Here is an 18,099-nt window from a genome sequence, read left to right on the forward strand (position 1 = left end):
GCGCTCAGCTGGTCTTCGGCACCTGTGGCGCCCGTTGCGGCTCGGGTACCTGTTGCACGGACACGATACGCAGGCCGAGGTCCTCGCACAGCCGCAGGATCCCGTGGAGATGCATCACGTCGGGCACGCGGCTGTAGATGAGGGTTTCCGGGGGAGCCGTGATGATCCGCATCTCGCTGAAGTCGCCCACGATGTCGCAGATTCGCTCGGACAGTTCGCCGCTGACCCGGAACTCATAGGTCCGTTCCGCCACAACGCCACCTCCTTGTGTCGTCACGTCTCACTACTGGATTCCGGTTTGCCGGACATGATGACGGCGATGACCACAGCGACGTCGAACCCGACCAGCGTCAGCCATCGGGAGTCGGCCGGAACCAGCACGGCGTGCGTGAGCGCGTCGGCCAGCGCCAGCAGGGCCGCCGCTGCCCGGCCCCAAGCCCGCCTAGAGAACACCGCGAAGGTGGCGGCCAGCGACACCAGTACCGTGAACGGCCGGACGTGCCCGGTCACCATGAGCTCGCCGATCAGCAGGGCACTGGGACACAGCCACACCAGTCCGGTCGCGACGGGCCGGCGCACCGGCACAGCACTGTCCTGGTCCCCTGGGGGCGGTAGGTCGCTCATCGTCAGCTCCAGACTGCCGCCGGCCGTGGCAGCGATCCGGTCAGGATCGCTTGCCAGCCGGGCATTTCCTTCGCCCGTCATGGGTGAGAAGCCGCGCGCCGGGCGTCGAGCCCCACCCACACGGTGATCGCACCGCACAGCAGCAGCTGCAGGCCGAGCAGCCAGACCAGCACGAGCAGTGCGACCGAGCCGTAGACCAGCGCCGTGATCCCCGCGAGGATCCGCAGCACGGCCGCGGTCAGGTCCAGCCAGCGTTCGGGTGTGCGACCGCGCAGTACCACCCGGATCGCCTCGTTGAGCCCGCTGATGATCCAGTACGCCGCCAGCAGCAGTGTGAGCAGGTGCAGGGACTGGTCCGCCTGTGGCAGGGCCAGCAGCGCCGCGAGCACGAGCAACGTTCCGGTCAGCACCCGGCGTCTGCCGTGCTCGAGACGGGGCGAGAGGAAGGCCGACAGGATCCGGAAGACCCCGATCACGACCAGCACCACGGGGAACACGAAGGCGATCACACCCAGTGTGGCCTGCGGGAAGGCCGGGATGGCGATCCCCGCGACCACCGCGACGGCGCCCGGGACGACGAGGAACCAGGGGGACTCCATCGTTCGGTTCATGATCGTCCGCTTCCGCCGGGAACGTTCTCGGCCGCCAGCGTGGCGGAAGGGCCTTCGCGCGACCTCACCTCTGGAATGTGACGTCCGAGCGTTGCCTTCGTCCGGCCGGGGTGATGCGCCGTGGCGCGGCCGGCACGACGCTGTTGCCGCCGGACTCCGGCACGTCCACTGTGGAGGTAAGGATGACCGAGACCGCAATCGCCGATCACGGGATGATCGGGGACCTGCAGACAGCCGCGCTCGTCGGCACCGACGGCTCGATCGACTGGTTCTGCTGCCCGCGTTTCGATTCGCCGAGTGTCTTCGGCGCGCTGCTCGACGAGCACCGCGGCGGGCGATTCCGGGTGCGCCCGGCCGGCACGGAGTACGTCACGAAACAGATGTACTACCCGGATTCGGCCGTACTGATCACCCGGTTCCTGTCCGAACAGGGCGTGGGCGAAGTGGTGGACTTCATGCCCCCGTCGGGTGAGGTTGCCACCGGCCGCCATCGGCTCGTGCGCATGCTCCGCTGCGTGCGCGGCCGGATGAGCTTCGACATCGAAGTGGCGCCGAGGTTCGACTACGGCCGTCGCACGCACACCGCACAGGTCACCGAGCACGGCGCGGTCTTCTCCACCGACCAGCTGGAACTCTCCCTGCACACCGTGCGGGAACCGGAGGACGAGCGGCTGGCTCGTGGCCGCGCCGAGGACGGCGACGTGCGGGTCGCAGTGGACCTGGTGGCCGGGCAGGTGCGTGGCATGATCCTCGAATCGGGAGCCGACGGTCCGCCGCGCGAGATCCGGGTGGCGGAATTCCAGCGCCTGTTCGACGAAACAGTGCGCTACTGGCGATCCTGGCTCGCACGATCCACCTACACGGGGCGCTGGCGCCAGGTCGTGGCCCGGTCGGCGATCACGCTGAAGCTGATGACCTACGCCCCGACGGGGGGTTTGGTGGCGGCGCCGACCATGGCCCTGCCCGAGCAGGTGGGCGGTGAGCGGAACTGGGACTACCGGTACACGTGGGTCCGCGACGCGTCCTTCTCGGTGTACGCACTGCTGGCGCTCGGTTTCCGGGACGAGGCTGCGGGGTTCGGTTCGTGGCTCGGCGACCGGATCCGCGAGCACGCCGGGGGAGAGGGGGGACCGCTGAACATCATGTACCGCGTCGACGGTTCCGCCGATCTCAAGGAGGAGGTCCTCCAGCACTGGTCGGGCTACCGCGGGTCCCGTCCGGTGCGGCTCGGCAACGGCGCCGCGGAACAGCTCCAGCTCGACATCTACGGCGAGGCGCTCGACAGCATGTTCGTCGGCGCCCAGGCCGGGCTCGACGTGCCGTACCGCGGCTGGCTCGCCATCCGGGAGGTCCTGGACTGGCTCGCCGGTCACTGGGACCAGCCGGAGGAGGGCATCTGGGAGACCCGGGGCGGCCGGCAGCCCTTCACCTACGGCAGATTGATGTGCTGGGCCGCGCTGGACCGGGGTATCCGGCTCGCGGTGGCACAGGGGCGCCCGGCGCCGCTCGAGCGCTGGACCCGCGAGCGCGACGCGATCTACGACCAGGTGATGCAGCACGGGTGGAACGAGCACCGGCAGGCGTTCGTCCAGCACTACCACACCGAAGTGCTGGACTCCGCCCTGCTGCGGATGCCGACGGTCGGGTTCGTCGCGCCCCGCGACCCCCGTTGGTTGTCCACATTGGACGCCATGGACGCGGAGCTGGTCACCGACAGCCTTGTCTACCGCTACAACCCGGACGCCTCGCCCGACGGGCTGCGTGGCACCGAGGGCACGTTCTCCTTGTGTACCTTCGCCTACGTCTCGGCCCTCGCCCGAGCCGGCCGGATCGAGGACGCACGGCACGCCTTCGAAAAGATGCTCACCTACGCCAACCACGTCGGCCTGTACTCGGAGGAGATCGCGCTGACCGGCGAGCAGATCGGGAACTTCCCGCAGGCGTTCACCCATCTGTCGCTGATCGAGGCCGCGCTCACGCTCGACGACGCGCTGGACGACCGCACAGGACACGCCACAGCGCCCTGACCGCTTCGACGGGACCGGCATGCGGCGCGACGGCGGCGCCCGCCGCCCCAGCGGGAGTGCGCACCCGCAACGCGCTGGGCAGGGAGCGGAAGCGCAACGGCGGCGGCAGCCGCAGCGCCTCGCCGTCCACGCCGACATCCAACAGCGGCTGTCCGGAGCCGATCTCGAACTCGCGCACCGTCCACTCGCGATAGCCCCGGAAGCGGCGCAGGTTTCCGGCGGCCTCGGCCGAGAGGAGGGCGGTGACGTCTCGCGCCCGCTCCACGGTCAGCGTGACCACTCCGAGCAGCCCGGCGTCAAGCCTGCTCCGGGTGCCGAACCCGGCGAGGCTGTGGAGGTGATACGTGCCGTTCGACACCAGTACGACGTCGGGGCTCCGCGCCGCGGAGCCGTCGGGGCGGGTCAAGCGCAGGTCGAAGCCGCGCGCGTCCGGCCCGAGCAGCTCGGGCAGCAACTGGGTCGTCGTCGTGAGCTTGGCGTCGCGGTAGGCGTCGGACTGCACGACCGTCGCATACACGCCGAGCGACACGTTGTTGACGAACACGCGGTCACCGAGCAGGGCCAGGTCGATCCGTCGCTCGACGGCGTCCCCGAACGCGGCGAGCCCCGCCGCCACGTCCTCGCGGTCCAGACCGAGGTCGAGTGCGAAGTGATTGCGCGTACCGGCCGGCACGCACAGGAACGCGATCCCGTGCCGGCGCGCGACGTCGGCCACCAGCGCCTGAGACCCGTCCCCACCGGCCATGCCCAGCACGTCGGCGCCGTCGGCCACTGCCTGCTCGGCCAGCTGCCGCAGGTCGTCCCCGCGCCGCAGCACGATCGGGGTGACCCCCAGCGCGCGAGCCTTCTTCTCGAGTTCGAAGCGCTCGGCCTTCCCACCGCCCGACCGCGGGTTCATCAGCAGCACCCCGCGGCGGGCGGGGCCGACGGCGCGTGCGGTGGTCGCCGGCGCCAGGTCGCGGGCGATGGCCACCCTCGCCGCCGCAGTGGAGAGCACGGCCAGGCCTGTGACGGCGGCGAGCACCGCGAGCACACGCGTCTCCGGCAACGCGGCGGTCGCGGCGAGCGCCACCACCGCCGCGATCGCGGGCGGCAGCCGGGCGACGCCGCGGTGCAGCAGTGCGGACCAGGCCGCGACTACCGCGACGACGATCAGCGCCAGGCCCAGCGCGAGCTGGAGCGGGTTCCGGACGAGACTCCACACCACCACGGCGGCGGCCGCCGGCAGGCAGAGCAAGGCGGCTGCGGCGGCCACGCGGCGACGCGGCGCGGGGGGCGGTACCGCGTGAGCACCGCCGCGGACACCCCTCGTCCCCGCACCGGGCGCCCGGCCCGCCATGGTTCAGCGCCGCCGTCGGGTGACACGCCGCGCGGTCCGCCGCGCCGTGCGGCGAGCGACCCTGCGAGATCCGAACATGGTCCTACCTCCTGACTCAGGTGTGGCTTGGTGTGGCGGTTTCCAGTGCGTGCAGCTGTTTGGCCTCCTCCGCACTGACCAGCCCGATGGTGATCAGGTCGAGCGGGCTGACGAATCCGTCGCTGAGGCGGAACCCGCCGGTCGCCGCGACAGCGTCGCGCAGCGGGATGGCCCAGCGGTGCTCCAGCAACAACAGCGCGGCGGCTGAGCCGTCGGGGACTTCCGACAGCACGTCCCAGGCGTCCTCGTCGGAGAACATCTCGATGCCGTCCGCGGCCGCGTCCGCCCCTACTGCGGCACCGGCCGCCATACCTTCCTCGCCCTCGATCCCGAGTCCGATCAGCGCACCGATCTTGCTGCCGAGCTCGATGGCTTCCTCGTCACTGATGTTGCTCAGGTGGGCGACCTCGATCCCGCCGCCGAAGTCCTTGTGCACCGCCAGCGCGTCGATCACGCGGATGGTGTCGGTCTCTCGCAGGCGGTCCAGTTCGGTGATGATCGCGCCGTGGAAGTCCGGGTCCGGAAAACCCAGCACGACGAGCTGTACGGGTCCGATTGTCATAGGTGTGCCTCCGTTCTCCGCGGCGTGGCGCGCCGCTCGCCGCGAGCATCCAAGCCCCGTTCGCGGAGGGCCTCATCTCCAGGAGGTGAGCTTTCCCCGGCCTCCCGGTGGTGCGATGCCGACGGGAGGCGCCATGAACGCATGGGCTTTTCCCGGTCGCGGCGCTGGTGCAGCTCGGCTACGGGGCACTGTCCGCGCGCCTGCGGTCCACAGTGGTCTCCGGCGCGATGGTTTCGCCGCGGCGGTGTACTGCTCGGGTGGGCGGTCTCGTGCCCGGCGGCGTGGCCGGTCAGAGCGTGCGGGTGCTCGCCGAAGCGATGCCTCGGTTGTCTCGGTCGGCGCACTCGGCCTGCCGGTTGTCGAAGACCCGCCGGGTACCGTCCGGTGTCCGCGAGGGCCTCAACGTCGAAAGTGGACCGAACGACGGGATCTGCGTTCCACTGCGCATCATCTTCCTGACCGTCGCGGAATCCGGCGAGGGAACTGCGCACGTCGGCGCGGTGGCGGTGGTCCTCGCCGAGATCGGCTACGGCGCAGCAGCCGGAATCGGGGCGGGTGCACTCGCCGGCTGGGTGCCCACCCGGTTCCTCGCCAAGGGCTGGATGAGCCCCGCCTGGCAGCAGCTCAGCGCGGTCGTCACCCCGCTGCTCGCCTACACCGCTGCCGCCGCGCTCGGCGGCAGCGGGTTCATCGCGGCCTTCGTCGCCGGAAGCGTGTACGGAACCACAGGCGGGCGCCGGGTGCCACGCAGCACCACGCTGGCGGAGCAGGCGGGCGAGTTGCTCAACGCCCTGACCTTCCTGGCGTTCGGGGCCGTGCTGCTCAGCCCGGCGCTGGCGGCGCTCGACTGGCGGCTCGCCTGCTACCCGATCGCCAGCCTGACGGTGGTGCGCATGGTGCCGGTAGCGCCGGCCCTGCTGGGCACCGGCGCCCGCCCGCCGACGGTCGCGTTCGTGGGCTGGTTCGGTCCCCGCGGCCTCGCGTCGATCGTGTTCGTGCTGGTCCTGGTCGAGCGGACGGGACTGCCTGAGCGTGACGAGATCCTGGCGGTGGTCACCTGGACGGTCGCCCTCTCGGTGTTCGCCCACGGCACGGCCGCCGCCCGCAGCGGGCCGGTACGCGGCCTGGCATGCCGCGCACGCGAGGGACCCGGCGCGCTGACCGGCATCTCATCCGCGACGGGCGAAGAGGCGGCCCGGCCGCGCGAGCCAGCGTTGGCAGTCGTGCGAACCGTCGATCGTGAAAGTGGGAACCGAAGATGACTCAGCACGCCTACCCGCGGCCCGGGGCGGCCGACGCCCGCGAGCTGCCGCAGTCGCGCACCAGTCCGGTCACGACCGAGGCCCGGTGGACCGGCAAGCTCGTGTTCGGCGGTGTGATGATGGTCGTGGCCGGGCTGTTCAACGTGATCATCGGCCTCGTCGCCCTGTTCAACAGCGACTACTACGTGCTGGGCGCGTCAGGTGTGCTGGTGCTGGATCTCGCCGGCTGGGGCTGGCTGCACCTGATCCTCGGTGCCCTCGTCGTCCTCACCGGCGCCGCCCTGTTGACCGGCGCGACCTGGGCTCGTGTGATCACCGTGCTGCTGGCCGGGTTCAACGCGCTGGCCAGCCTGGCCTTCATGTCCGCCTATCCGCTGTGGTCCATCGTCGTGATCGCGCTCGACGTCCTCGTGATCTGGGCCGTGATCACGGCGGGCACCGAGGCGGAGGCCTGACCAGGACGACCATTGTGTCTGGACTCCAGTACGAAGTACGGGTCGACGGCCGGATGTCGGAGCGTGCGCAGCGGGCCTTCGGCGACTACGACGAGGTGCGGATCGTATCGGCGCCGGCCGAGACCGTCCTCTACGTCGACGTCACCGACGAGGCGCACCTGCAGGGGATCCTGACTCTGCTCGCCACCCTCCGCCTGCAGGTCGTCTCGATGCAGCGCATTCCGGAGTTGCCCTGATTGGAGGCCGACCGTGACCGAGCCGACCGCGGCCGAGACCGACACCACGGTCATCCAACCCTTGCGCGAGGACGAGCGTGCCGAACTGCTCCGCCTGCGCGGGGAGGTCGACGCCCTGCGCAAGGCGCCCCGCCGCCGTCGGGTGCCGAACTGGAAGGCGGTTGCCGCCGGCTTCCTGATCACCCTGGGCTGTGTCCTCGCACCGCTGTCGCTGCTCACGGTCTGGGTGCACAACCAGGTCGCGAACACGGACCGGTTCGTCGCCACGATGAGCCCGCTGATCGAGCAGCCGTCGGTGCAGGCCGCGGTGACCGATCGGGTCACCGACACCATTTTCGGGTACGTCGACGTGCAGGCGTACGCCAACCAAGCGGTGGACGCCCTTGCCGCGCAAGGACTTTCGCCCGTGCTCGTGGACCGGTTGCACTCGCTCACCGGCCCGCTGGCCTCGAGCCTGCAGGGCTTCGTGCACGACCAGGTCGGCACCGTCGTAGCGAGCTCGCAGGTGCGCGCGGTCTGGGACCAGGCACTGCGGGGCGGACACGAACAGCTCAACGCTGTGCTGTCGGGCAACGCCTCGGCGATCAGCATCGTCGCCGGCAAGGTGCAGCTGGACCTCGGTCCGGTGATCACCGCGGCGAAGCAGCGCCTGGTGGCCAATGGGTTCACCGCGGTCAACGCGGTGCCCGACGTGCATCCAACCCTCGCGGTGGGCGACGCGCAGACCCTGATCAAGGCAAGGTCCGCGTACAACACGCTGGACACGGTCGCGACATGGCTGCCGTGGGTCACCCTCGTGCTGCTCGCGGCGGGCGTGTACCTCGCCCGCAACCACCGGCGCGCCTTGCTGAACACAGGGTTCGGGATTGCGACGGGCATGGTGGTGATCGCGGTCGCGCTGTTCATCGTGCGGGGAGTGCTGATCGACAACGTGCCCAGTCGCTCGGCGGCGCCGGTGAGCGACTCCTACGACCTGCTCGTGCGGTTCCTGCGGGACGGGCTCCGGGTGGTCTTCGTGGTCGGGCTGCTCATCGGTATCGGGGCTTTCCTCGCGGGCCCGTCGCCCACCGCGGTGCATCTCCGCGCCGCCTCGAACCGGCTGATCGTGTGGCTGCGGCGGGGCGGTGCGAAGGCCGGGCTGCGGACCGGGAAGCTCGGCGGGTGGGTGCACGACCACCGCGTCCCGCTGCGTGCCGGGGTGGTCGGCGTGGCCGTGCTCGTGTTCGTGTTCCTCATCCCCCCGAGCGGTCTCGCCGCGATCGTCGTCGCCTTGGTCCTGCTCGTCTGCCTCGCCGTGATCCAGTTCCTCGACCAGCCGTCTCCCGGAGCCCAGGACCGGCCGACGGGCACCGGCACCGCCTGAACCTGTCCCATAGGAAGGTCCGTCATGGCCTATGCCGACCCATCGGCCGACCGCGAGGGCCGCACCGGCTCGTCGATCCTGACCGCGACCGCTGGCGTTCGTTGGTGGGTCCTGCTCGTCCTCGGCATCGCGTGGCTCGTGTTCGGCATGATGATCCTCCAGTTCGACCTGACGTCGGCGCTCCATCGCGCTGGTGACCGGGCTGATGCTGATCGTCGCCGCGCTCAGCCAGGCTGCCGACGTGCAGGCGGCCCGCGGTCACCGGATGGTCCATGCGGTGCTGGCCGGGATCTTCTTCACCGCCGGCCTGGTCGCGCTGGTCTGGCCGGATCCCACGTTTGTCGCGCTGGCGCGCCTGGTCGCGTGGGCACTGCTGTTCAAGGCTGCGCGAACATCGTCGTCGCACTGATGTCACGCGGCTCGGGCGTGTTGTGGTGGCTGTTGTTCGGCCTCGGCGTGGTCGAGATCGTGGTCGCGTTCCGGGCGGCCGGTGTGCCGTCCCGATCGGCGGCCCTGCTGGTGCTGTGGGTCGGGCTGATCGCGCTGACCAAGGGCATCGCCGACATCGTCCTCGCCTTCGGGATCCGGACGTGGGAGCACGCACCCACGGCCACCTGACCGCGGCAGGCGGGCTCGCCTCATCCATTCCAGGTGGTGCGCCACGGCGCGATCCGGCCGAGCGTGGTTTCTCGCGGCATTCAAGCCGCTACCCGGCAGACCGGCGATCGGAGGTATCCGGTGTCGAACTATCCCTTGCTCGACCTGTTCCTGACCATGCTGTGGTTCTTCCTGTGGATCATGTGGTTCATGCTCCTGTTCCGCGTGATCGCCGACGTCTTCCGCGACGATCACCTGAGCGGCTGGGCCAAGGCGGGCTGGACGGTCTTCGTCTGCATCCTGCCGTTCCTCGGGGTCTTCGTGTACCTCATCGCCCGCGGCCGTGGCATGGGCGAGCGTCAGTACGAGCGCGCGCAGCGCCAGGAGCAGGCGTTCCGCTCGTACGTGCAGGACGCGGCGCGCGAGCCCCAGCCACCCAGCGCCGGTCCAGACCGGGTCGGCGAGCTGGAGCGGCTGGCCGGCCTGCGAAATCACGGTGACCTCACCGAAGACGAGTACCAGCGGGCGAAGTCGAAGCTGCTCGCGGTGTGACGAAGCAGGATGACGGACGAACTCCGCCCGTGCTGACGGAGTCGGCTGGGCGCCGCGGCCGGCGGCGCGCGGCCGGCATCTACGGCGTGGTGGTGACCGCGGCGATCCTGACCGCCGCGGGGAGCCAGTTGTCGACAGCCGCGCTCACGGTGGCGGTCGTGGTCACTCTGCTCGTGTATTGGGTTGCCGAAGAGTACGCGGAACTGCTCGGCGAACACGTGGTCGATGGGAAACTGCCCGGCCGCCGCCAGGTCCGCGCCGAGCTCCTGGCGACATGGCCGATGGTGAGTGCCTCGTTCGGTCCGCTCTTGGTGGCGTTGCTGGCTCGTCTGGCCGGCACCTCGGCGGTGGCCGCGGCCAACGCCGGCCTCGCCGCGGCTGTCGTGCTGCTCGTGTGGCACGCCTGGTCGGCCGGCCGCGCAGCCCGGCTCGGAGGATGGCCGCTGGTCGCGCTGACGAGTGTGGGAGCCCTGCTCGGGATCGTGATGATCCTGCTCAAGAACGTTGTGCTCGTGCACCTCCACTGAGCGGTTGCGTAATCCGGTGGTGGAGGTCGCAGATTCGAGGCGCCAACGTTTTGGGCAGCTTTGCGACAAGTCGACCTGCACGACGAAAGTTGCCAGGTACCACCAGGAGATCCAGTCGAGGAATGCCGGGTCGTAACTCGTGCTTACTGAGAAGCTCGGCCCGGACCAGTTTCCGGCGTTCCTCGCCGTCGTGAGGCGCGGTCGGCCGGGTGGCAGCGGAGTTCTTCGACGTGGGTCAGTCGCGGTCGGTGCCGTGGGAGCGCCGCGGCGAGGCGGCGCAGTTGCTGGCGGCGCTGAAGAACCCCACCCCGGGGTGGAATGCCGTCGTGGTGGGGGAGGGGACGCGGTGTTGGCTCGGGAATCAGTTCTCGCTGGTCGCACCCAAGTTCGCCGTGTACGGGGTTGAGCTGTGGGTGCCGGAGCTGGGTGGGAAGTACGACCCGCGCAACCCATCGCACAAGATGCAGATGAGCGTGTTGCGCGGGATGAGCGAGTCCGAGCGCCAGCACGCCCAGGCACGGGTCCGTGCCGCGATGGATGCTCAGGTGATCAACGAGGGGCGGTATCAGGGTGGCCGAGCGCCGTACGGGTACGTGGTGGTCGACGGTGGGTGGCATCCGAACCCGCGGAAGGCTGCGGAGGGGTATCGGCTGCGGGTGCTGGCTGTCGACGACCCGGCCGCTGAGGTGGTGCGCCGAATCTTCGCGGAGTACTTGAGTGGTAAGGGCGACCGGGCGATTGCTAACGGGTTGAACCGTGACGGTATCCCGTGCCCCTCGGCCCGGCGGCCGAAGCAGAACCGGCACCGGTTGGCGGATGGCTGGCAGGGGAGTTCGGTGCGAGTGATCCTGGAGAACCCGCGGTACACGGGGTACGCGTTCTTCGGGCAGTGGGCGAGGCAAGAGACGTTGTTTGACCCGGACGACGTCTCGGCAGGTCATGTCGTTCGGTTCCGCAGGGCAGCTCCGGACCGGGTGGTGCGTTCACGGATTCCGGCGCATCCGGAGATCATCTCGGTGGAGGACTTCACCCAGGCTCAACTGTTACGCGTTCCCGGGCTGCGGGAGGGATGCGTGGCAGGGCCAAGCTGGAGCGGACCCGGACGCGCGGGACGCGACCCTACGTACTTCGGGGCCGCGTTCGGTGCGGGATCTGCACGCGACGGCTGCAAGGCGCGGTGATCCGCAAGGAAGAGGTGTACTACCGGTGCATGGCGCGCACGCTCGCACCCGGGTCCGCGGCTCTCGCTGAGCATCCACGCACCGTCAACCTTCGCGAGTTCGACATCCTCGAACTGGCCAACCAATGGCTGGGCAATCTCTTCAAGCAGGAGAACGTGGACCGGACAGTGGCGGCCTTGGTCGCCTCCCAGGGGCCGGAGAGGCGGCTGCAAGCCGCGATTGAGGCCGGGGTTGACCCTGCGGCGTTGGTCGAGGCGATCAACGAGGCTCAGGCGCAGCGAGCGGCTGCGCGGGCCGAGCTGGACGGAGCGGCACCACCGACCGCCGTGGGCGAAGCGGAGGTGTACGCGATGGTCGATGCCTGGGAGACGTCGGTTCCGCGCTGAAGCACTCAAAGCCGGAAGCTCTGGAGCGGCTCTACGACAGGCTCAACCTGGAGCTGCCTTTGGTTTGCAAGTAGTCTTGGATCCTCACGTCAACTGGATCGCGCGAAACGCGGACTTGTTTCCGCCCTGGCCCCTCGAGACCGCCGAACGCCCTCGCGACGTACTAACCGTTGTGCTGCGCGGCTGAGCATGAGGTTATGGCCCTACCCGCTCCCCTCGTGTCGATGCCGGCCATCGCCGGCCAACCTCCGGCGGGCGAGGGGTGGGCGTTCGAGTGGAAGTGGGACGGCGTGCGCGTCGTCGTCGTCGCCGCCGCCGTCGACGGCGAGCAGGTGGCGGCCTGGTCGCGCAACGGCCGCGACATCACCCGCACCTATCCCGAACTCGCCACGCTCCGGGACCTGGTGGACCGGCCGGCGCTGCTGGACGGGGAACTGGTCACCCACGACGAGGAGGGTCGCCCGGACATCGGTCGGCTCCGTCCCGGATGCACGTGCGTCAACCCGGGACGCGGCGGCTGATGGCTTATCCGGTGGCGTTCTCCGTGTTCGACCTGCTCCACCTCGGCGGCACGGACCTCACCCGCGCCCCGTACGAGGAGCGCCGCGGGCAGCTGGACGACCTCGCCCTGGCCACCCCGCCTCGAACCCGTGTGCCGGATTGCCACATCGGTCTCCCCGGCGCCGAGCTGCTCGAGATCGTGCGGCAGCGCGGCCTGGAAGGCATCGTCGCCAAGCGCCTGCGCTCCCCGTATCAGCCCGGCGCCCGCTACCGGGACTGGATCAAGACCCCGCTGCGGGAAACTCAGGAGATGGTCGTCGGCGGGCGGACACCGGGCGATGGGCGCCGCACCGGCCCACTGGGTGCGCTCTTGCTCGGCGTCCACGACGAGGGGCGGCTGACACGCCGGCCACGTCGGTATCGGCTTCAGCGACCGTGCCCTCGACGAGATGTGCGACCGGCTCGTCCCACTCGCCCCGCCCCAGCAGCCCGTTCGATCTGCCGGTGCTGCGGGAGTACGCCCGCACGGCCCGCTGGGTCGAACCGTGCTGGTGGGCGAGGTCGAACACCGGCAATGGACCTCCGATCACCGCCTGCGGCACCCGTCCTGGCGCGTTCTGCGCCCCGACCGCAACCCGACGAGGTCCGCCATGCTTGAGCCGTTCCCGGAGGCCGGACTGTTCTGCCCGGGCTGCCACGGCGGCGCCTTCCCGGGCCTCGACCACTACATCGCGGTCGACCACATTCAGCCCAGCGACCAGCAGCGTGAGGTACCGGCTTCCCCCCGACACGGGATGGGTGCGCGTTCGGCGCCCCGGGTTCGGAGGGCCGACGAACGCATTGTCACGTTCTCACTCGAAAAACCGGTCCGTCACGGCAGACGAGCGGAGCCTCGTGCGTTCCGTCGCCACCGCCCGCGGCGCAGCCATGGCAGTATCCGAGGCCGCAGGCCATGTGCGCCTCGATGGAAACCTGCGCGGCCGCGTGCCACCGCGCGGCGAGCTGCGCGGTCAACCGGGTCAGCCGCTCGGAGCCACTGGTCAGGATCTGCTGCGGTGGGTCGCCGTCGAACGCTCGGTGCAAGCGCTCGCGCAGCACGGGGACGCCGCTGGTGCCGTCGGCGTCGGTCACCCGGCGGACGTCGGCGCGGTAGGCGCGGAAGACGTCGGCGCCGATGATCGACGCGTGGTGGCGGCCGCTGAGAACCGCCGCCACGCGCACCGACCTCCCTGCCAGGTCCTGAGCGACGGTGGTCATGGCGCAGATGCCCACTCCGCGCCCGATGAGAAGAATGCGCTCCGTCTCATCGCGGACCGTGAACCCTCGCCCCAGGGGCCCGGTGACCACGACAGCCTCGCCGACCGCGACGGCCGACAACGCCGTGGTACCGGCACCGACGACGCCGTAGACGATGTCCACGACGCCGTTGCCCGCATCGCGGGTGTAGATCGCCATCGGTCGCGGCAGGATCGGTCCGGACTCCGCAACCGGACTGACCATCACGAACTGTCCTGCCCGAGCTCGCTCGGCGATGGTCGGCGCGCTGAACCGAAGAAGCCGATAGCGGTCCGACAACGGGCGGTTGAGCAGCACCGGCGCCCGCACGCATGTGGGCGTCGGACGCTCGCCTGCGAGGACGTCCAGCACTACCGATGTGCTCATATCAGGATCTCGTCCAGCCGAAGGAGGCCTGCCGTCAACGCGGTCGTCCCCACTGCGATGTCCTCGATGCTCGTCCACTCCGCCGGATCATGGCTGATCCCCTCCTTGCTCGGCACGAACAGCATGCCGCTCGGCGTGACGTTGTTGATCTGCTGCGCATCATGGCTGGCACCGCTGGTGAGCACGCGCGGCTCGACGCCGATGGAGCGGCAGGACGCCGCGAGCTCGTGGCGAATACCGTCCGGCAGGCGGACCGGTGGGGTGTCCGCGAGCTGCTCGTGCTGGAAACCGATACCGCGGCCCGCGCAGATGGCCTCCGCCCGCCGCACGATCTCCTTCGCGGTGTCCCGCTGACGCTGGGCATCGGTACCTCGCACGTCGACCCACAACGTCGCGTGCCCCGCGATGGTCGTCATCGAGCCCGGCGTAACGTCGATCTTGCCGACGGTGGTTCGCGTGCCGACGTTGTGTTCGTCGCCTGCCAACGACTCGATGGCCAGCACGACCTCCGCGGCGGCGGCCATCGCGTCCGCACGCAGGTGCATGGGCGTCCCACCGCTGTGCGTCGCGCGACCGCTGAGCTCGAGGAGCAGCCGCGTGCTGCCGGAGATCGAATCGACGACTCCCAATCGCACGCCGTCCGTTTCGAGCACGCTGCCCTGCTCGATGTGGAGCTCGACGAACGCGGCCCACTCGGCCGGCCTCCACACGGCGTCCGCCACCGAGGCGGGATTGAGCCCGACGCGGGTCATGGCGTCCGCGAGACTGACGCCGTCCGCATCCTGCTTCGTCGGCAGGTCGCCGGGACCGGTGAGCCCCGCCGCGATCCGGCTACCGGTGCAGGCCTGTCCGAAGCGCGCGCCTTCCTCGGCCGCGAACACCACGAACCGCATCGGGTGACGGTGTGCCACATTGTGTTCGACGAGCAATCGCGCTGCCTCCATCGCGGCGCACACACCGACGATCCCGTCGAAGGCCCCGCCGTTCGGGACACTGTCCACATGCGAACCCGTGCCGATCGCGGGCAGTGTGGCATCGGAGCCGGATCGTTCCGCGATGGTGTTGCCCGCGGCGTCGACCCACACCTTCAGCCCCAGCGTGGACATCGACTCGGCGAACAACTCGTGTGCCGCTCGTTCGAGCGGCGTGTAGGCCAGGCGCGTGACGCCGGGTCCACTATCTCTTTCGGACAACCCGGCGAACGTATCGATGCGTTCGCGCAGGCGCGCCGGGTCGGCCACGAGATCGGTCACCGCACGAACTCCTTCGCCTCGTGCGACGGCAGCAGTGCGATCGTGGCCCGGTCGGCGACGGAATCGAGCACGTCCGACCCGACTACCGCCGCGGCCGCGACGAGCGCGCCACCGCTGCCGAGCACCAACCGTCGCAACGTCTCCAGCCAGCGCCCATCCCACTCCGTCGCCACCAGCGCGACGCGCGTGCCCCGCGCGATCGGCTCGTCGAGCGTGAGAATCCCTCCCACTTCCGACGCGCGTCGGACGGTCACGCCGAGCTGAAGTGCGACGGCATGCGCCAGCACGGCATCGTCCGGCGTGTTCCACACCACCAGCGTCTCCGAGTTCGATGGGCGCAGCGACTCCGCGAGTGCACGCCCGAGAACCTCCACGTACCGCGGCGATCGGCCGCTGTTGATCGTCGGGCCGTAGGTGTCCGACGCGACGCCGAGCGTGCGCAATGCCGTCGCCGGGGTAGCTGTGTTCGACACGATTCCTCGCTTTCCCACTTCAGCCGGAACGTCCGGAAGGTACGTCACGCCACGGTCTCGTCGAGCCGCTCACCACGCCGGTCCGGGATGAGCAGCATGGCCACCATGTCGATGATGTAGATCAGCGCTAGGAAGCCCAGCGCCGCGCCGAACCCTTGCCACCCCGCGATCAGGGCGACGACCAGCGGTGCGAACCCCCCCACGCCGCGCCCGATACCGAACAGCACGTTCTGCGCCGTCGCCCGTCCCGCCGTCGGGTAGTTCTCCGCGATGATCGCACCGTAACCACCGAGCATGCCGTTCGCGAAAATGCCCATGACGGCGCCACCAATGAGGACGGCCGCCGGCGACGTCAGCTGGCCGTACACGAACAGCGAGATGAACGCACCGGCCTGAAAGATCCAGAACGACCGACGTCGCCCGACCCGGTCGGCAAGCTGACCGAAGATCATGATGCCGGCGATCATGCCGATCACGGTGACCGCGGTCCAGATCCCGGACTTGGTCGTGCTCAACCCGAGCTGCTTGGTCAGGTACGTCGGAAGCCACGTGAGAATTCCGTAGTAGCCGAAGTTCTGTACCGAACAGATGATGACGATACCGATACTGGTACGGACCGTCTTGGCGTCGGCGACGAGCAAGCGGTACGGGTTCTTCTGTTTCTCGCCCGCGTCGATCCCGGCACGGTGCCTGACGAACGCCTCCGGCTCGGGCAACCGCAGCCGCAGCACGACGGCGACGAGGGCAGGGAAGATGCCGATGACGAACAGCCCCTGCCAACCCCACAGGGAGATCACCGGCGCCGAGATGATCGCCGCGAGCAGGACACCGAACTGGAAGCCCAGACCGACCCAGGACGTCGCCCGAGCCCGCTTGATCGCCGGGAACGCCTCCGCCGCCAGCGCCATGCCGATGCCGAACTCGCCACCGATGCCCATGCCCGCCACGAATCGGAACACCGCCATCTCGACGAATCCCTGCGACAACGCCGTCAGCCCGGTGAAGATCGCGAACAAGAGTATCGAGTACGTCAGGATGCGGACGCGCCCGAACCGGTCGGCGAGGGCGCCGAAGAACATCGCGCCGGTGACCGTGCCGACGAGGGTGATCGTGGCGAGCATGCCGCCCTCGGTGTCCGACAAGCCGAAGCCTACGGTGATCGCGGGCAACGCGAAGCCCAGGATCTGGAGGTCGTAACCGTCCATCGCGTACCCGACCGTGGCGCCGAGGACCGCTTTCCGCCCGTACGAGGTGACCTCCTGGGGTCCGCCGTCGCCGGCGGGGGAGGTGTCTCCCATCGTCCGGGTCCCGGTCACGTCGACGTCATCGTCGTCGTTGCTCATGGCTAATCCTCCGATCGGATGGTGACTGTTCCGATGAGATCCGCGAGCCTGTCCACGCCCAACCGCCGCGCCAGCACGGGGAGTTCCGCGACGATCTGGGCCATCAGATACGGCTGGGCGAAGGTGGCGGTGCCGATCTGGATCGCTGTGGCACCCGCGATGAGGAACTCCGCGACATCGCTCGCCGATCGGATGCCACCGCAACCCACGACGGGGATGTCGATGGCCTGCGCGGCCAACCAGACGAGCCGCAACGCGAGAGGCTTGACGGCGGGCCCGGACACGCCGCCCGTGCCGTTACCCAGCTCGGGCTCCCGCCGGTCCGCGCTCACGGCCATGCCGGGGAAGCTGTTGCAGACCGTGACGGCGCTGGCGCCGGCGTCTTGCGCGGCCTTCGCCGCGTCCCCGATCGTCTGGAGTTGCGGGCTCAGCTTGACCAGTACCGGCTTCGCACTGCGGGCGACCACTCCGGCGACGACCTCGCTCATCGCACGCAGGTCGGAGTCGAGCGTCGCGCCTGACCGTTCGAGGTTGGGACAGGAGACGTTCACCTCGAGCGCGGCGTGCCCGGTCCCGGCCAGTTCGTCGGCCACGCGCCAGTACTCCCGTGTGGACAGTCCGCCGATACTGACCACGACGGGGGCGGCGAGCTTCGCGTAGCCACCCAACCCGGACCGGCGAAACTCCGCCGCTCCCCGGCTCGGGATTCCGACGCTGTTGAGCATCCCGTTCGACACTTCGGTGATCCGGTGGGCCGGGTTTCCCGGGCGGGCGGTGGCGAACACCGTCTTGGTCACGACGGCACCGAGTACGTCGACGGGCATGAGGTCGACGAGCTCCGGACCGAAGCAACCGGAGGCGGGCATCACCGGGTTCACCAGTGCGAGGCCGCCGAGTTCCACCGTCAGATCGCTCTGGGGGCAGGTGGGCTTCGCCGGCTCGCGACCCCGGGCCGCGTCGACGATGCGTGTCGTCGTCAAAGTGGAAACCTCTTTTCACTCTGAAGGAGGCGAGCCTGGCCCTACCTGGCCGGGGGGTGTCAAGTGCTGCTACAGGGTCGTAACAAG

22 protein-coding genes and 2 pseudogenes are annotated in these 18,099 nt (G+C 69.8%); 14 read left to right on the plus strand and 10 right to left on the minus strand.

Annotation, left to right across the window (positions count from 1 at the left end):
* Positions 1–4 precede the first annotated feature (4 nt).
* From LWP59_RS18085 to LWP59_RS18095, 3 genes are all read right to left on the minus strand, one after another.
* The gene (locus LWP59_RS18085) at positions 5–253 is read right to left on the minus strand and encodes a hypothetical protein (RefSeq protein ID WP_144631696.1); all 249 of its coding nucleotides are present in this window, start codon (positions 251–253) and stop codon (positions 5–7) included.
* A gap of 20 nt (positions 254–273) precedes the next feature.
* Positions 274–624, minus strand: coding sequence for a hypothetical protein (locus LWP59_RS18090; RefSeq protein WP_144631693.1), 351 nt, complete (start codon positions 622–624; stop codon positions 274–276).
* A gap of 77 nt (positions 625–701) precedes the next feature.
* Complete coding sequence (locus LWP59_RS18095) at positions 702–1,235, minus strand: DUF308 domain-containing protein (RefSeq protein WP_144631690.1); 534 nt, start codon at positions 1,233–1,235, stop codon at positions 702–704.
* Positions 1,236–1,417: 182 nt separating this feature from the next.
* On the opposite strand from LWP59_RS18095, the gene LWP59_RS18100 reads away from it, so the two are divergent.
* Positions 1,418–3,262 (plus strand): glycoside hydrolase family 15 protein, encoded by a 1,845-nt coding sequence (locus tag LWP59_RS18100; protein WP_144631687.1) that lies wholly within the window; start codon positions 1,418–1,420, stop codon positions 3,260–3,262.
* Here LWP59_RS18100 and LWP59_RS18105 read toward each other — a convergent pair.
* Positions 3,210–4,517, minus strand: coding sequence for a diacylglycerol/lipid kinase family protein (locus tag LWP59_RS18105; protein WP_229857755.1), 1,308 nt, complete (start codon positions 4,515–4,517; stop codon positions 3,210–3,212). The two genes, LWP59_RS18100 and LWP59_RS18105, sit on opposite strands and share 53 nt — an antisense overlap.
* Before the next feature lie 178 nt (positions 4,518–4,695).
* Positions 4,696–5,241: a hypothetical protein gene (locus LWP59_RS18110; protein WP_144631681.1), complete on the minus strand. Its 546-nt coding sequence runs from the start codon at positions 5,239–5,241 to the stop codon at positions 4,696–4,698.
* 167 nt (positions 5,242–5,408) lie between these two features.
* Between LWP59_RS18110 and LWP59_RS18115 the strand changes: the two genes are divergently transcribed.
* The 13 genes and pseudogenes from LWP59_RS18115 to LWP59_RS41050 all read left to right on the plus strand — a co-directional run.
* Complete coding sequence (locus tag LWP59_RS18115) at positions 5,409–6,503, plus strand: cation:proton antiporter domain-containing protein (RefSeq protein WP_144631678.1); 1,095 nt, start codon at positions 5,409–5,411, stop codon at positions 6,501–6,503.
* A complete protein-coding gene (locus LWP59_RS18120; protein ID WP_229857756.1) occupies positions 6,500–6,958 on the plus strand; it encodes a DUF7144 family membrane protein in 459 nt (152 codons plus the stop codon). Before LWP59_RS18115 ends, LWP59_RS18120 begins: the two co-directional genes overlap by 4 nt.
* Positions 6,959–6,972: 14 nt before the next feature.
* Complete coding sequence (locus LWP59_RS18125; RefSeq protein ID WP_144631675.1) at positions 6,973–7,194, plus strand: hypothetical protein; 222 nt, start codon at positions 6,973–6,975, stop codon at positions 7,192–7,194.
* Between the two features lie 13 nt (positions 7,195–7,207).
* A complete protein-coding gene (locus tag LWP59_RS18130) occupies positions 7,208–8,557 on the plus strand; it encodes a hypothetical protein (RefSeq protein ID WP_144631672.1) in 1,350 nt (449 codons plus the stop codon).
* A gap of 193 nt (positions 8,558–8,750) precedes the next feature.
* Positions 8,751–8,966, plus strand: coding sequence for a hypothetical protein (locus LWP59_RS18135; RefSeq protein ID WP_144631670.1), 216 nt, complete (start codon positions 8,751–8,753; stop codon positions 8,964–8,966).
* Complete coding sequence (locus LWP59_RS18140; RefSeq protein ID WP_144631667.1) at positions 8,966–9,175, plus strand: hypothetical protein; 210 nt, start codon at positions 8,966–8,968, stop codon at positions 9,173–9,175. Before LWP59_RS18135 ends, LWP59_RS18140 begins: the two co-directional genes overlap by 1 nt.
* Positions 9,176–9,295: 120 nt before the next feature.
* A complete protein-coding gene (locus LWP59_RS18145) occupies positions 9,296–9,706 on the plus strand; it encodes an SHOCT domain-containing protein (protein WP_144631664.1) in 411 nt (136 codons plus the stop codon).
* Entirely contained in the window at positions 9,703–10,233 is a 531-nt protein-coding gene (locus LWP59_RS18150; protein ID WP_229857757.1) for a hypothetical protein, read from the plus strand. Before LWP59_RS18145 ends, LWP59_RS18150 begins: the two co-directional genes overlap by 4 nt.
* Before the next feature lie 209 nt (positions 10,234–10,442).
* The gene (locus LWP59_RS18155) at positions 10,443–11,414 is read left to right on the plus strand and encodes a recombinase family protein (protein ID WP_229857758.1); all 972 of its coding nucleotides are present in this window, start codon (positions 10,443–10,445) and stop codon (positions 11,412–11,414) included.
* Positions 11,411–11,800: a hypothetical protein gene (locus tag LWP59_RS18160; protein ID WP_229857759.1), complete on the plus strand. Its 390-nt coding sequence runs from the start codon at positions 11,411–11,413 to the stop codon at positions 11,798–11,800. Before LWP59_RS18155 ends, LWP59_RS18160 begins: the two co-directional genes overlap by 4 nt.
* Positions 11,801–12,024: 224 nt before the next feature.
* Positions 12,025–12,321 carry an ATP-dependent DNA ligase gene (locus tag LWP59_RS40725; RefSeq protein WP_308431740.1) on the plus strand — a complete coding sequence of 99 codons (297 nt, stop codon included), beginning with the start codon at positions 12,025–12,027 and terminating at the stop codon, positions 12,319–12,321.
* Positions 12,321–12,527: pseudogene (locus tag LWP59_RS41045) on the plus strand (non-homologous end-joining DNA ligase); the annotation flags it as partial. The gene LWP59_RS40725 and the pseudogene LWP59_RS41045, both read left to right, overlap by 1 nt.
* 187 nt (positions 12,528–12,714) lie before the next feature.
* Positions 12,715–12,921, plus strand: a pseudogene (locus LWP59_RS41050) (ATP dependent DNA ligase); the annotation flags it as partial.
* A gap of 223 nt (positions 12,922–13,144) precedes the next feature.
* Here LWP59_RS41050 and LWP59_RS18170 read toward each other — a convergent pair.
* The 5 genes from LWP59_RS18170 to LWP59_RS18190 are packed head-to-tail and all read right to left on the minus strand — an operon-like array spanning position 13,145 to position 18,012.
* The gene (locus LWP59_RS18170; RefSeq protein WP_144631661.1) at positions 13,145–13,963 is read right to left on the minus strand and encodes an iron-sulfur cluster-binding protein; all 819 of its coding nucleotides are present in this window, start codon (positions 13,961–13,963) and stop codon (positions 13,145–13,147) included.
* Positions 13,960–15,216, minus strand: coding sequence for a Zn-dependent hydrolase (locus LWP59_RS18175; protein WP_144631658.1), 1,257 nt, complete (start codon positions 15,214–15,216; stop codon positions 13,960–13,962). Before LWP59_RS18175 ends, LWP59_RS18170 begins: the two co-directional genes overlap by 4 nt.
* A complete protein-coding gene (locus LWP59_RS18180) occupies positions 15,213–15,689 on the minus strand; it encodes a hypothetical protein (protein WP_144631655.1) in 477 nt (158 codons plus the stop codon). The genes LWP59_RS18175 and LWP59_RS18180 overlap by 4 nt, the downstream gene beginning before the upstream one ends.
* Before the next feature lie 44 nt (positions 15,690–15,733).
* Positions 15,734–17,032, minus strand: a complete 1,299-nt coding sequence (locus tag LWP59_RS18185; RefSeq protein ID WP_144631652.1) for an MFS transporter — start codon at positions 17,030–17,032, stop codon at positions 15,734–15,736.
* A 2-nt stretch (positions 17,033–17,034) separates the two neighbouring features.
* A complete protein-coding gene (locus LWP59_RS18190; protein ID WP_229857760.1) occupies positions 17,035–18,012 on the minus strand; it encodes a dihydroorotate dehydrogenase in 978 nt (325 codons plus the stop codon).
* Positions 18,013–18,099: the final 87 nt, after the last annotated feature.

This window comes from Amycolatopsis acidiphila, from assembly GCF_021391495.1.
Lineage (GTDB): Bacteria > Actinomycetota > Actinomycetes > Mycobacteriales > Pseudonocardiaceae > Amycolatopsis_E > Amycolatopsis_E acidiphila.

What these genes read in the sequence shown, in the direction of transcription:
- LWP59_RS18185 (WP_144631652.1), bottom strand. Translation starts at nt 17,032, where the DNA reads ATGAGCAACGACGACGATGACGTCGACGTGACCGGGACCCGGACGATG.
- LWP59_RS18170 (WP_144631661.1), bottom strand. Translation starts at nt 13,963, where the DNA reads ATGAGCACATCGGTAGTGCTGGACGTCCTCGCAGGCGAGCGTCCGACG.
- LWP59_RS18090 (WP_144631693.1), bottom strand. Translation starts at nt 624, where the DNA reads ATGAGCGACCTACCGCCCCCAGGGGACCAGGACAGTGCTGTGCCGGTG.
- LWP59_RS40725 (WP_308431740.1), top strand. Translation starts at nt 12,025, where the DNA reads ATGCCGGCCATCGCCGGCCAACCTCCGGCGGGCGAGGGGTGGGCGTTC.
- LWP59_RS18095 (WP_144631690.1), bottom strand. Translation starts at nt 1,235, where the DNA reads ATGAACCGAACGATGGAGTCCCCCTGGTTCCTCGTCGTCCCGGGCGCC.
- LWP59_RS18120 (WP_229857756.1), top strand. Translation starts at nt 6,500, where the DNA reads ATGACTCAGCACGCCTACCCGCGGCCCGGGGCGGCCGACGCCCGCGAG.
- LWP59_RS18140 (WP_144631667.1), top strand. Translation starts at nt 8,966, where the DNA reads ATGTCACGCGGCTCGGGCGTGTTGTGGTGGCTGTTGTTCGGCCTCGGC.
- LWP59_RS18110 (WP_144631681.1), bottom strand. Translation starts at nt 5,241, where the DNA reads ATGACAATCGGACCCGTACAGCTCGTCGTGCTGGGTTTTCCGGACCCG.
- LWP59_RS18100 (WP_144631687.1), top strand. Translation starts at nt 1,418, where the DNA reads ATGACCGAGACCGCAATCGCCGATCACGGGATGATCGGGGACCTGCAG.